Annotated in this window: 9 protein-coding genes; 2 read left to right on the top strand and 7 right to left on the bottom strand. The window is 49.8% G+C overall.

The genetic code is table 11. The features are described 5' to 3' along the window. The first annotated feature begins 36 nt into the window (after nt 1-36). Nucleotides 37-918: a helix-turn-helix transcriptional regulator gene (locus HMPREF3091_RS21325; protein ID WP_004091942.1), complete on the top strand. Its 882-nt coding sequence runs from the start codon at nt 37-39 to the stop codon at nt 916-918. Here the strand turns inward: HMPREF3091_RS21325 and ptsP are convergent. The 5 genes from ptsP to HMPREF3091_RS21300 form a co-directional block, all read right to left on the bottom strand. Continuing rightward, a complete protein-coding gene (gene ptsP, locus HMPREF3091_RS21320; protein WP_070718896.1) occupies nt 915-3,410 on the bottom strand; it encodes a phosphoenolpyruvate--protein phosphotransferase in 2,496 nt (831 codons plus the stop codon). The two genes, HMPREF3091_RS21325 and ptsP, sit on opposite strands and share 4 nt — an antisense overlap. A gap of 27 nt (nt 3,411-3,437) precedes the next feature. After that, complete coding sequence (gene ypdE / locus HMPREF3091_RS21315) at nt 3,438-4,481, bottom strand: aminopeptidase (protein WP_070718893.1); 1,044 nt, start codon at nt 4,479-4,481, stop codon at nt 3,438-3,440. After that, nucleotides 4,478-5,572 (bottom strand): aminopeptidase, encoded by a 1,095-nt coding sequence (gene ypdF, locus HMPREF3091_RS21310; RefSeq protein WP_070719034.1) that lies wholly within the window; start codon nt 5,570-5,572, stop codon nt 4,478-4,480. Before ypdF ends, ypdE begins: the two co-directional genes overlap by 4 nt. Before the next feature lie 112 nt (nt 5,573-5,684). Beyond that, nucleotides 5,685-6,941 carry a PTS fructose transporter subunit IIC gene (locus HMPREF3091_RS21305; RefSeq protein ID WP_004091947.1) on the bottom strand — a complete coding sequence of 419 codons (1,257 nt, stop codon included), beginning with the start codon at nt 6,939-6,941 and terminating at the stop codon, nt 5,685-5,687. 48 nt (nt 6,942-6,989) lie between these two features. After that, nucleotides 6,990-7,313, bottom strand: a complete 324-nt coding sequence (locus HMPREF3091_RS21300) for a PTS fructose transporter subunit IIB (protein ID WP_008814167.1) — start codon at nt 7,311-7,313, stop codon at nt 6,990-6,992. Between the two features lie 259 nt (nt 7,314-7,572). Here HMPREF3091_RS21300 and HMPREF3091_RS21295 point away from each other — a divergent pair, with 259 nt between their 5' ends. Beyond that, complete coding sequence (locus tag HMPREF3091_RS21295) at nt 7,573-7,929, top strand: DUF1294 domain-containing protein (RefSeq protein WP_070718890.1); 357 nt, start codon at nt 7,573-7,575, stop codon at nt 7,927-7,929. A 199-nt stretch (nt 7,930-8,128) separates the two neighbouring features. Here HMPREF3091_RS21295 and HMPREF3091_RS21290 read toward each other — a convergent pair whose 3' ends face one another. Further along, nucleotides 8,129-11,815 (bottom strand): AAA family ATPase, encoded by a 3,687-nt coding sequence (locus HMPREF3091_RS21290; RefSeq protein ID WP_070718887.1) that lies wholly within the window; start codon nt 11,813-11,815, stop codon nt 8,129-8,131. Beyond that, nucleotides 11,812-13,071 (bottom strand): exonuclease subunit SbcD, encoded by a 1,260-nt coding sequence (gene sbcD, locus HMPREF3091_RS21285; RefSeq protein ID WP_070718885.1) that lies wholly within the window; start codon nt 13,069-13,071, stop codon nt 11,812-11,814. The genes HMPREF3091_RS21290 and sbcD overlap by 4 nt, the downstream gene beginning before the upstream one ends. Nucleotides 13,072-13,195 lie beyond the last annotated feature (124 nt).

Raw genomic sequence — 13,195 nt, 5'->3', positions numbered from 1 at the left:
GAGTACTGACGATACCGCGCCCGATAACGAGGGAATATGTCTCTGACGGAACAGGTTTTTTTTACTGAACTCTTGAGCGGGCTGGTGTTGAATCCACAACAGCTTAAACATACGTTTTTTGCTCAACGTTATCAGGATAGTCAAGGCCATCTGCCGAGTATGGGTGGCCTTGCGGTAAAATTTCCGCGTCTCGACATTGTTCTGCGCGGAACCTATACCACCCGTGCGCGGTTGAATGACGATGAGCTGAGGCATGGAACGCTAACGCATGGCGATCTTCTTTTCATCCCTGCATATAGCAGCAGCCAGCCAACATGGGAGAAAGACGTTTTATTATTGAGCCTGCTTTTTACTCCGTCATACATTGGCTTTAGCTTCTTTGATAAACGTGCTGCGTCTGCAGGATTTCATCGGTTGCGTAAATTGGAGGTTCCCCAGCAAAATGCCGGTGAACTGGAACATATTTTACAAGCATTAAGCTATTTAGGCGCGAGAGTCACAGATCCTAATGTGAGTCGATATCTGGTGTTAAGCCTGCTGCATGTATGTCATAGCCAACTCAGTTTGCCCTCTGTCAATAAGATACAGCGTGGGGCTTTTCTCTATAAAAGCATCTGTACGTATATTCAGGATAATTATGCGGGTGCATTAAGCCGTGAGAGTACGGCCGCTATTTTCAATATAACGGCAAATCATTTGTCTCGTATTTTTCAATTGGAGGGAAATATGAGTTTTATTGATTATTTGCACTGGGTGCGGTTAGGGAAAGCCAAGATGATTTTGCAGAAGTATCATTTGAATGTAAATGAGGTTGCTCGCCGCTGTGGTTACAGCGACGGCAACTATTTTTGTCGTTTGTTTAAACGGCAGTTTGGTTTAACGCCTTCAGAATACAGAAAGCAGTTTTTATCAGTTTAAAACGTTAGCTCTGCCTGCAGTAACGCCAAAATCGCGCTGGCATCTGTTGCCGAACGCATCGCATCGCGAAATTCTTTTTTCACTAATTTGCGAGCGAGCTGAGAAAACACTTTTACATGGCTAACGCTGTCTTGAGCGCCTAGCGTGAGCATAATAACGAAATCGACGTTGCCCATTTCCGATTGCCAGTCAATTTCTTGCTCCAGCCGAGCAATACTGATGCTGGAGTGCTTAATATGAGGCGATTTAGTATGCGGAATAGCAAAACCAAAACCGACGCCGGTGGTGACAATATCTTCGCGCTGCCAAATATCCTCCTCGAGTTCAATAGGATTATCTGTACGATCTTGCATGGCTAGATTGCCGCACAGGTACTGAATAACTTGCTCTTTGCGCGTCATGTGGGCAGGAACGATGATGTTTTCAAGAGCGAGTAACGGTTTCTGATCTGCAGGGATCGCCAATGAATCGAGCAAGATCTCTATCTCTTCCGCTGATTTGCACTCACAAGCATGATTGGCCAAGGTAATGCATTCTTGAGCATTAAGTTTTCGAGCGAGCTCTTTGACCGCCGGAATACGTGCACTGCTCATGCTCAGTTCATCGAGGCCAAGACCAATGAGCAGCGGCAGATAGCGAGTTTCGCCACCGAGTTCCCCACATAGACCAACCCAACGCTCGCGGCGGTGAGCAACATCAATAATCTGGCGCAGCATGCGTAAGAATGACGGCGTGATAGGGTTATAGAGATGGGCGACGCGCTGATTATTGCGATCCACGGCATAGAGGTACTGTGTCATGTCATTGGAGCCCACGCTGAAGAAATCAACTTCATCGCAGAAATGATCGATGATAAAACACACAGAAGGCACTTCGACCATAATGCCGAGCTCAATGGTTTCTGCGTAACGTAACCCTTCGTTTTTCAGCGATTGCTGGGCTGCACTGATTTGCTGTTTGACCCATAAAATCTCATCTAGCGTGTGCACCATCGGGATCATTAAACGAGCATAGCCCACGGTGGCTGCACGCAAAATAGCGCGTAGTTGAATAGTGAATAGCTCGGTGAACTCTGGATAAATACGCACGGCGCGATAGCCAAGAAAGGGATTTTCTTCCTGCGGGATATTGAGATAGCTGATTTTTTTATCGCCACCGATGTCCATGGTTCGGAAAATGACTGGGTGGTTGTCCGCATTCATTAACACTTGCTGATAGGCTTCGAACTGCTCTTGTTCATCAGGCGCTTTGTCACGATCCATAAACAGCATTTCGGTACGGAATAAGCCGACGCCCTCTGCGCCGTGGGTAAATGCCGCAGGCGCTTCCTGAGCGGTGCCAATATTTGCGCCAATCTCTAAACAGCGACCATCGCGCGTCACCGCCGGTAAGTCAGCCATTTGGAGCTGCCGAATTCGATTTTTTTCTTCGAGCTGCATGGCAACGGCAAAGTAATGGCGCACGTCGTCGTTAGGCTCAGTAACCAAAACGCCAAACTGAGCATCAATAAATACATCTTTATCATCTAGCTGTTGTAAGGCTTCCAGTTCGATGCCGGATAAGACCGGGATGCCAAATGAGCGGGCGAGGATCAGCGTATGCGATGTGCGACCCGTTTGGGCTAAAACCATGCCCTGTAGATATTGCCGATCCAAGCTTAAAAATTGGCTGGGTGTAATATCGTCGGCGGCAATAATCGTCGGCTTATGTAGTGTTAAGGGCGTCCCCAAGTTAATGGTTGGGTACGCGACCTGTAACAACTGTGCTGTGATGTCACGAATATCCTGTACGCGCTCCCGTAGATATTCGCTGGCTGAATTGGCTAATTTTCCGCATACCTCTTCCATATTCTCAATGGCGGCAACGGCTAAACTGCATTTACGTTGGTTCAGATGGCGCACAATATTTTGGCTAAACTCTTTGTCCTGAATTAAAGACAGATGCGCATTGATGATGGTTTTACTTTGTCCCTTCAAGCTTGCCAGCTGTTGGTTTAGCTGTTCGGCTAAGGTGATGATGCTGTGTTCAAGTAAGAGTAAATCTTGCACGGTGGCGGGTTGTGACTTGTACACATCAAGGCTAGTGTGGCGATAGATAAAAAGTGCACCATGCCCAAGGCCGTCTGATAAGCCATAGCCTTGAATCAGCGAGGGCTGAAAGCGAGAAAGAGAGCGCGGCAGCGCGCGCGAAGTGGCCACGGCGGCGGGTTCGGGTTCGCTATCACTATCGGCAAAACGTTGTTTGATATAAAGGTCTAGTGCACGATAAGCCTTTTCTTCATCATGACCATGAATTTCTAGCTGACAGGCGTCATTGAATAATGTCCCCGTGCCGATCAGTGCCAATGAACTTTTAGCATCGGCACGGTGCGCTACCCTTTGGTTAATAAAGATAATCTCACTATCAAACAGGCTGCACTGTTCTTTAAGCTCATAGGCAGGACGGGCGTGCAGACCGTTAGGCAGAGGGCAGAGAAACTCTATCTTTAACATGATGGTAAATCCTTTTCTGAAGCCGAATTAATGCGAAAAATCCGTCAGGTGTTGCACTGAATCTGAATTTAGCTGCTTTATCAAAGCCATTAACAGTTGTTGGGTTTGCTCAAGATCGCGCAAATCAGCGATAGAAGCTGCGCAGTGTCCATGACGCGTAGGCGCGCCTAAAACCGCCGTTGGGATACCACGTCCACACAGATGCACATTGCCTCCGTCGGTGCCCCCGTTGCTGAACATATCTGTTTGTAGCGGGATATGATGCTGCAACGCGATATCTTGGATAAAACCCAGAAGACGAGGGGAGGGGATCATCGTTTTATCGTACATTACCAACATTGGCCCTTGACCAATCTGGCGATGGTTGGCAGCGCCATAATCAAAGTTTTTCGCCCAGCAGGCGGTATCGAGAATCAACGCTAAATCGGGTTCGATGATATTGGCCGCTGTTTTACCACCACGCATTCCAACCTCTTCGCTTGAAGAAGCCACGAGCCAGATTTCCGCGTTTAGCTCTACATTGCACAATGCGTGCAACAATTCGATCAGCAGGTAACATCCGAGCCGGTCGTCGAAAGCCTTACCCATGATTCTGGAGTTTGGCGTCAATATTTTGAAATCACTATCATAGGTAACACGGTCGCCGATTCTTACACCGCTGTTGTTCACTTCCTCGGCGGAGGTTGCACCAATATCAACGCACAGGTTGCGTGATTCACCGCCATGGAGTTCTGCATCCAATAGGCCATGAACTTTATTGCCCTGTTGGGTGGTGATACGTACTGGCTGCATAAAACGTGCGAGTTGACGGACGTTGCCGATCGGGATGACTTCAATTGCACCTTCGCGCGTGATGTTGCGCACCATAAAACCGACTTCGTCCATATGAGCACATATCATGATCTTTGGCCCCGTGGATTGGTTTAGCCTAATCAACGTGGAACCCAGTCCATCAAAAGAAATCGGTTTATTGCACTGCTTGGCATGTGTAATCAGAATGTCTCGCACTTCCTGCTCGGACGATGCAATCGCATCGGCGTTAGATAATGCCTGTAGTAATTCGATATTCATTGGGCGTCTCCCCCAGTAAGCAGTAACTGTTTGGGCATCTGATATAAAACTTCACCGCCGTTTTCGGTGACGAGTACGACATCTTCAATACGGACACCACCTCGCTCAGGTAGATAAATGCCTGGTTCAACGGTGAGTAGCATTCCGGGCTGTAACTGAGTGGTATCGCTCGGGGAAAATCGCGGGTTTTCATGGACATCAATGCCAATCGCATGGCCGGTGTTATGAGAAAAATGGTCGCCATAACCCGCTGAGCTAATGACATCACGGGCGGCCCTATCGACGTCACAGCAACGCACTCCTGGACGAATGGCGGCAATCGCGGCGAGTTGGGCTTGCAGAACGATTTGGTAGATTCCATACAGAGGATGTTCTTCAATGGCCTGTGGTTGAGAACCGCTGACGAGAAACGTTCGTGTCATATCGGAACAGTAGCCTTGGTGCTGGGCACCAAAATCAAGAGTGATAAATTCACCGGCTTGGACTCTTTTTGTTGATGCCTTCGCATGTGGCATCGCACCGCGAATGCCGCTCGCGACGATAGTATCGAAGGCGGTTTTTTCAGCGCCCTCATTCTTCATAAACCACTCGAGCTCTGTTGCGATCTGATGTTCTGTCATGCCCGGCTGGATGTATTGACGGATATGAGCACAGGCACGGTCTGCCATCAGACAAGCTGATTTTAACGTGCTAATTTCCGACGCGTTTTTGATTTGGCGCAGGACATCTACATCGACGGGTTTCAGCTCGACATTCATGCTTTCCATCAGTTTTATGCTGTCGCTGTAGCTCAAATGTTGGCCTTCAAAGCCGACTTTCTTGAGGTTTTCAGATGCAATAATTTGGTTGATGTGGCCTGCGGCGCTGTTCTGGGCATCAATCAAATGCAGCTGATAACCGTCTGATTTAGCAGATAACTCTTGTATGTAGCGAGAATCGACCAGAATGTGCTGACTAGTGCGAGTGATAAAGACATACCCAGATGCGCTAAGTAATCCGGTATGGGCAAACTTATTCTGTTTTGAATTAACGATCACCGCATCCAAATTTTGCTGTTTCAGCCACGACTGATAGCGTGAGATAGCGGTGATAGAAGGTTGATGCATGACATGCTCGCTTAGCTCGGAAGGGCAAATTTGGAGTGTCATCCGCTACCGTTCGTTAGGGTACGCGAGTGGTAGCGGTGACGTGATGAGTCCTGAATCAGGACATGGCCTCGATATGCAACTTGCCTTTTTTATACAGAATATTGCGGATGAAGATGGTAATCAGCGCGGTCAATACCGCACCTAGGGCGATACCAAACATATAAGCGCCTAAGTTACTGACTAACGGCCATGCCCAAATGGCTGACTCTGGGAACCACTGCACTGCACCTAACGCCACGGCGGCAGTAGAACCAACGATTGCGCCTGTCATGTATGCCGGAATTGAGGCTAATGGACTTTCGAGCAAGAAGGGAATTGCCCCTTCGCTGATCCCCATGAATGCGAGGAATATCGCAGTTTTTCCCTGTGGATAGAGCTGGCTGCTAAATAAACGACGGCCAGTTAAACGGCGGTCAATTAATGTTGCTAGCCCTAAGCCAATAGGTGGGATAACGATAGCAATAGCGCGTGCGGTAACCGGTAGCACGTGATCGGTCGTGAAACTAAAGGCGATAAACCCCGCGGCTTTATTAATTGGGCCACCGAGGTCGATTGCGGTTGTTGCTGAGATCCCCGCCGCATACATCAGGACGCCTTTATCGCCAGCGGCTTGTAACAACACGCGAATGCATGCGTTTACCCAGCCGCCAAACGGCGTAATGATGTAATACATTGTCAGCATGACAAAAATGGCAGACAGAATAGGCAGTAAAAATGTGGTTTTAAATGCCAGCAGATATTGTGGCAATTGGATTTTTGCATTCATCCATTTCACTAAGTACCCTGCGGCGATAGCAATAATCAGCGCACCGATAAAGGTCGAAGGAACCGGTGAATGGGTAACCCATTGCAGTTTGCTGAGATCCCAGGTGAGTTCAGGCGTTGGCTGAGTTGCGATTAGCCCACCGATGAAGCCTGCGGGGAAGGCCAGCTTTCCGCCGATAGAATTGGCAACAAACGCCGAAAACATCGGGATCGCAAAACTAAATAGAATGCCGCCAAAGGACTGCGACAGATAAGCGAACTTCATCAAGGATAAATTAAATCCAACATACTTGCCGGTGTTGATGGCGTCCAGAATCCCCATGTCTGGGGGGACATCGAGCCACGCGTAGGCAATGAGCTGGGAGAAGGCTAGAATGACGCCCCCCATAATCAGCGTTGGTACCATACGTGAAATACCAGACATCACGTGCTGAGGTAAATCGCCCCAGATACTTGGTTTTGCCGTTGGAGTTGATGCCGGATTCGCTGTCAGTGAAGCACCGCCATTTGCTGAGGGATTCACTGCACTCCTTTTTTTAATCGCCATTGATAGTTATCCCTAATGATGTGATTGAAAGTCAGAAGCGAATATTGATTAGCCAGCCTGAATCATTTCTTCGATTTCTTTGATAATTCCGTCTGCGTTTTTAATCGCATCTTGCAGCGTGATTTCATACACATCACGGTTTTCAAAGCGTTCATTATCTTCCGGTGTGATGGCGACCGAATGAATGATGATGTCTGCTTCTGCGATATCTTGTGCGGTTAAACGGTTCTCGATGCCATCAGCACCCTGAGTCTCGATTTTTATCTGGTCATAGCCTGCGGCCTTGGCCGCATCTTCCAGCGCTTGCGCCGCCATGAAGGTATGAGCTAATCCCATTGGACATGCACACAATGCGATAAATTTTTTCGACATAAACACCTCTGCGTTAGGTATTGGGGGGAGAGTGCCGTTTCGGGAGAGCGAAACGATGAAAGGAGTATGGCGGCTAAGAAAGGGCATAGGTTATTGGACAAAACCTGCATTTACTGGACATTTGAACCACTAACATTGAAGTGTGAGCTGACTCGCATCGCGAGGATGGGCGTGTGGTTGTAGAGCTAAAGTTGCATGATGGGATGAGGTAGCTCACTATACGCAGGCTTTTTTTATTTCATTCCAATCGGCTTATTGCATGAATATCAATCGTTTTTGTTACCTTCTTCTTGTTTTGGCTGCGGTTGGCAGCCTGTTCTCAATGCATCCGTTTGTGATGTGGTGCTTGTTGCTTAATGCGTTAACGCTGATTATTTATGGCATAGATAAACTCGCCGCCGTGAAGTCATGGCGACGTATTCCAGAAATGACGCTACTCTTTTTCGGCCTGATTGGCGGCTGGGTCGGTGCGATCCTTGGCCAGCAGATTTTTCGCCATAAGACACAGAAACAACCGTATAAAACTTACTTCATCATTACGGTGATTTTGAATTTAGCGGTAACGCTTGGCACGATGTATTGGGTTTATCAGTATGGGATTGGCGTGCAGTGGTAGGGGATTTGGGGGCGCATATCTAAGGCACTGAAATTTCATGAACAGTATGCTGTCGCGCCTCATCGTTCGCCTATGTCAGCAATCTCATGAAAAAGCAGTTGCTGACTGGCGAACGAAACATTACATGGCATTTCCATAAACGACAGGCGAAACCTAACCCCATCCGCTTGTAGGCTCTCTTCAGCCTTCGGTGAAACCTTTACTCTCCTACCGCATACTGCGTTTCTAACCGGCTTATCCCTAATCCATTCACCTTTTTCACTTTTATCTGCACCGGTATTCGTTCTTTCATGGCTTCGACATGGCTGATTACGCCGATCATTTTGCCGGAGGCATTGAGCGTGTCGAGTGCGTCGAGCGCGGTGTCGAGGGTTTCTGCATCCAATGTGCCAAAGCCTTCATCGAGGAATAGAGAATCAATGCTGGTTTTATGACTCACTAGATCCGACAGCGCGAGCGCGAGCGCTAAGCTCACTAAGAAGCTTTCACCGCCGGAGAGGGTTCGGGTATCGCGTACTGCATCAGCTTGCCAGGTATCAACCACTTCCAGTTCTAATGCGTCGCTGGTTTTACGTTGCAGTAAATAGCGTCCATGTAAACGAGATAGTTGTTGATTGGCTAAATAGACCAGATGATCCAGCGTCAGTCCCTGTGCGAATTTGCGGAATTTATCTCCGCTGCTAGAACCGATGAGCTGATTGAGATAGCTCCAGTCTTCGTATTCCTGACGGCTTTGCTCAATACGAGCAAATAGGCTTTGCTGCCCCTGTTTTCGTTCGGCGTCGCTGCGGATTTGCTGCTGAATTTGTCCTTGCTGAACGCTATTTTCACGCAGTTGCTCAGCAAGCGCCGTTAATTGTTGGTTTAGGTGTTCTAGCGTGCTGTCGTCCGCTAACGTCGCAGGGCGCTGAGTGACCCATTCAGCTAGCGCGGCGTCAGCCTGTTGTAAAAAAGCCTGCGCCTGCGAAAGCTGATTTTTGCTGTGTTCGCGTAGCGTCGTTAGGCGTTGATGCTCACTCTCATCTAACAGCGCAGCGAGCAGATTCTCTTCATCGCTGAATTGGCTGGCAGACAGAGCCTGTTCGAAATCAGTTTGCTGTTGGCTTAACCGTTGTTCCAACTGTGATAGCTGTTGTTGGGCGCTGCTAAGCTCGCCGCTCAGCGTATCTAACTGCTGGCGAACCGCGCTTTCGGCGTTCTGCGCCTGCTGTAATTGGTTTTCAGCCAGCTGCTCAGCCTGAGTCAATGAGCGGCGTACGTCATCTACGCTGCGACCGTCAAGCAGCGTTTGGCGTTCGGCTTGCATCTGGGCGAGCAGCTTTTCTTGTTCTGCACAAAGCTGTTGCTGGGTTAGCCACTGTTTTTCCAGCGTTGCTAATGTTTGGCTCAGGTTTTGTTCATCTGCGCTGAGACGTGTGTTTTCTAACGTCAGCTTTTGGCTGTGAAGCTGACGCTGTTGCCAGAGGGAGAACTCTTGTCCACGGGCAGCCAGCCATTCGTTTTCTTCACCCGCGAGTGGCGCAACTAAATGCAGCTCCAGCAACTCTGTCGCTAAACGCTCTTGGCGCTGTTGCTGGTGTGACGTTTGTTTGTGGTATTCCTCGCGCCACTCTGCCAACTGTCGACGTTGGGTTTGAATGCTTTGTTCCAGCAGGTTGATTTGCTGGATAGTGTGACTCGCCTCTTGCTGAATTTTATTCAGCTCATCTTTAGCCTGCTGCCACGTTTTATTCAGCGTTTCTCGTTGGCGAATGCTTTTCTGAATGCTGTCTTCTTGTTGAACGATATCCGCCAGATAGTTTTCTAACGCGGTGCGATCTTCAATCGCTAGTTTGAGCTCAAGCGTAGCAGTGGCCTGTTCCCAGCGGCGTTGGTACTGGGTAATTTCTTGGTCGACGGTTTGAGTTTCTTGCTGTTGCTGACTTTGAGTGTGAAGCAACAGTTTTTGTCGTTCGCCAAGTTCACTGCCCTCGCGGCTAAGGGTATCTACCTCTTGGCGTAGGGCGTCACGTCGCTGCTCGCTGTCAGAAAGGATCGGCGCTTGATAGTTTTCAACTGCCGGATGCTCCAACGATCCGCAGAGTGGGCAGGGATCGCCAGCTATCAGGCGTGCTCGCTCTTGCTCAAGGCCGATCACGCGTCGCTGTAGATCGATCTGTTTTTCCAAGTCGATGAGATGCTGACGTTTTTCCTTATAGGCTAATCGCTTGGCCGCTAACAGCTGTTCAAGCGTTTGCAGCTCTTGGCTTCGCTGAGCGGTTTGCTGTTGGAGCTGTTGCCGCCGCTGAGCCGCTTTTTCAAACAGCGGGCTGGTTTGCAGGAGTATCTGGCGTGAAGGCTGTCCACTATGCAGTTTTTCACGCATCGCCTCCAACTGCTGTAGGTTTTGGCTTTGCTGGGCTTGTTGATAGTGCTCTTCGGCTTCGGCGCAACGTTTTTGCTGTTCAATTAAACGTTGGTTGAGCGATGCTCCGGCCTGTTGCTGAAGCGTGAGCTTTTCAGCGTCGGCGGTAAGCACTTTTTCGGCGTTGGCGATACGTTTTTGCAGATCGCTCAGCGTCTGCTGTAATTCGGCAGATTGCTCGAACTGGCTTTTCCAACGGCCAAGATGGTTATTCCATTCTGCATGCGGAGCGGTTTTCATCAGAATTTGTTGTAGCTGGCTGAGCTCTCGTTGCTGTTTTTGCAGTTGCTCACGCAACTGACCGAGCGCGGTATTATGCTGCTGTTTTTCTGCATCGATTTGCGTCAGCTTTTGCCGCTGTTGTGTGAGTGCGTCGCGGGTTTGTGCCAAACGAGCATCAAGCGGGACAACGTGCTGGTTAATCAGCGTTTCCGTTGTTGTACGGATCTGCTGCTGTTGCTGCTTCGCTGTTAACGCATGGGCCGAGGCGGTTTGGAGCGGTTCCAACTGCGAGGCTAGTCGCTGTTGCTGTTCTTGGCGCTGTTGCTGGCTTTTGAGCAGAAGTGATAAGTCGCTGCGGGTCTGCCGTAGGCTTTGTAACAGTGGACGCAGCTTCTCTGCAGGTTCGCTGCGCTCTAAGCGCAAAAGCTCAGGCTGTGCATCCAACCATTGTTGCTGCGCATGCGCCGTACGTTGATTGCATAGCTCGCGGTTCTGCGTCAGCTCTTGGTGTTTTTGCAACCATTGAAGTTCAGACGTCAGCGTTTTACGCGCTGTCTCTTGGCGTTGCTCTTCGTTTTGTAGCTGTGCCAAGCGTTCGGCGAGCTGGGCAAGAGCCTCTTCGCTCAGTAGTTCTACGCCCGCGGCACGTTCGTGTAGCGCATCGAGATCGATTTTGGCCTGTTTGAAACGCTGGAAAATTTGTTCGGAAAGCTGCCCATAAATTTCGGTTCCGGTCAGCTCTTCCAATAGCTCTGCGCGCTCGGCGGGATCGGCATTGAGGAACGCGGCAAACTGCCCCTGCGACAGCATCATCGATTTGGTAAAACGGCCAAAATCCAAGCCGGTGATTTCGGCAATCTTGTGCAGCTTGGTTTGAATTTTGTCAGTGATAATTTCTCCGTCGGCGATAAATGCTAGCTCTACCTTCGGCGCTTGTAGATTGCCTTCTGGTTTGTTGTTGGCGCGGCGCTGGCTCCAGAATGCACGGTATCCGGTGCCTTTGACTTCGAATTCAACCTCGGCCAAGGACTCTGCGGTACCCCGGGTCATAAGCTCATTTTGCGTAGGCGAAACTTTCAAACGCGGCGTTTGGTGATAAAGCGCTAAACATAGCGCATCAAGCAGCGTGGTTTTCCCCGCCCCGGTTGGGCCGGTAATGGCAAAAAGACCGTTGTTAGCAAAATCCTCGCGCGTGAAGTCGATCTTCCATTCACCTTTGAGCGAGTTGATATTTTTTAGGCGTAGGCTGAGGATTTTCATACGTTATGCCCCTCTGCGGTATCGTCTTGATTTTGCTCTAGCACCAGCTCATCCAGCACTTGATGGAAATGGATTCGAATTCGCGCCTGCTGGGCGAGCACGTTTTCATCCTCGGTTTCTTCTTGCGCCAAGCGGCGCTCAAACACATCGCTGACGCTGAGTTCACTGAGCGTTTCTTTATCTTGGCGGGTGAGTGCGCTGAGGCGTTGCTCTTTACTGCGGCGTAGCAAAATAACCTCAACTGGCAGAGATTCTGTCTGTTGTTGGATGCGGCGTTGTAGATCGTTTAAATAGGCGCTGCTGCTGATTTCGATATCCAGCCAGATAGGTTTTTCGCTATCGCAATCTTTAAACGCGGCGAGCTGCTGTTCGATTTGCTCAATACTGCCTTTGATAAGCTGCATGGGTTGAAACTGCGGCACCGGGAGCAGCGTGACTTTTTCTAAGGTCGAACCGGCGAAATCGACCAGACAGATGCTTTTTTCGCTGCCCAGTTCGTCAAAGCTCAGCGGAATCGGAGAGCCGCTGTAGCGAATGTGTTCGCTGCTAGTCACACGCTGTGGCCGGTGTATATGCCCAAGCGCAATGTAATCTGCGGGCGGAAATGCCGAAGCTGGAAACGCATCCAGCGAGCCAATGTAAATATCACGCACTGAATCAGAGGTGCTTGCGCTGATAGTGGTGAGATGCCCGGTGGCGACGATCGGGAGGTTTCCGCCCAATGCATCACGCTGTGCGACGGCGAGATCGTATAGCGACTGGTAATGTTCAGCGATAGCTTGCTGCAGCGCATTCTGTTTTTCAGCCGCCGACTGACCCGCCAGACTGGTTTGAATATCTCGCGGACGTAAATAGGGTACGGCGCACAGGATGGCGCCGACAGAACCGTCGCGTTGCTTTAAGGGCAGAACCTGATGCTGTAAATCCCCCGCGCTGCTGGCGATAACCTGCGTATTTAGGCAAGCCAGCAAATCCCGCGATTCGTTCAGCGTGGCTACCGAGTCATGATTTCCCCCCAATACCACTAACTGACAGCCAGTCGTCTGTAGCTCTACCACAAAGCGGTTGTACAGCTCGCGTGCATAGCTGGGCGGCGATCCAGTATCAAACACATCACCAGCCACAATAATGGCATCAACCTGATGCTCGCTGGCCTGTTTAATCAACCAGCTAAGGAAAGCCTGATGTTCTGCGCTGCGGCTTTTGGTATAGAAATGCTGACCGAGGTGCCAGTCTGAAGTATGGATAAGACGCATGGTACTCCTGCCGTCCTTGCTGAACGTAGCCTAGGGGCTACGGAGAATAGAGGGATTATACGCAAACTCGGGAGGACGTGAAGCCGCTGACATAAGTTCGGCTTCCTGTTTACAAAAACATTTA

It is taken from the genome of Hafnia sp. HMSC23F03, from assembly GCF_001816025.1.
In the GTDB taxonomy this organism is placed as follows: Bacteria; Pseudomonadota; Gammaproteobacteria; order Enterobacterales; family Enterobacteriaceae; genus Hafnia; species Hafnia paralvei.
The sequence above is the reverse complement of the archived record's forward strand: the minus strand, read 5'-3'. Positions and strand labels throughout refer to the sequence as shown.

Excerpts from the sequence above, each read along its gene's own strand:
- HMPREF3091_RS21295 (WP_070718890.1), top strand. The coding sequence starts at position 7,573 with ATGAATATCAATCGTTTTTGTTACCTTCTTCTTGTTTTGGCTGCGGTT.
- HMPREF3091_RS21305 (WP_004091947.1), bottom strand. The coding sequence starts at position 6,941 with ATGGCGATTAAAAAAAGGAGTGCAGTGAATCCCTCAGCAAATGGCGGT.
- ptsP (WP_070718896.1), bottom strand. The coding sequence starts at position 3,410 with ATGTTAAAGATAGAGTTTCTCTGCCCTCTGCCTAACGGTCTGCACGCC.
- ypdE (WP_070718893.1), bottom strand. The coding sequence starts at position 4,481 with ATGAATATCGAATTACTACAGGCATTATCTAACGCCGATGCGATTGCA.
- sbcD (WP_070718885.1), bottom strand. The coding sequence starts at position 13,071 with ATGCGTCTTATCCATACTTCAGACTGGCACCTCGGTCAGCATTTCTAT.
- HMPREF3091_RS21300 (WP_008814167.1), bottom strand. The coding sequence starts at position 7,313 with ATGTCGAAAAAATTTATCGCATTGTGTGCATGTCCAATGGGATTAGCT.
- HMPREF3091_RS21325 (WP_004091942.1), top strand. The coding sequence starts at position 37 with ATGTCTCTGACGGAACAGGTTTTTTTTACTGAACTCTTGAGCGGGCTG.
- HMPREF3091_RS21290 (WP_070718887.1), bottom strand. The coding sequence starts at position 11,815 with ATGAAAATCCTCAGCCTACGCCTAAAAAATATCAACTCGCTCAAAGGT.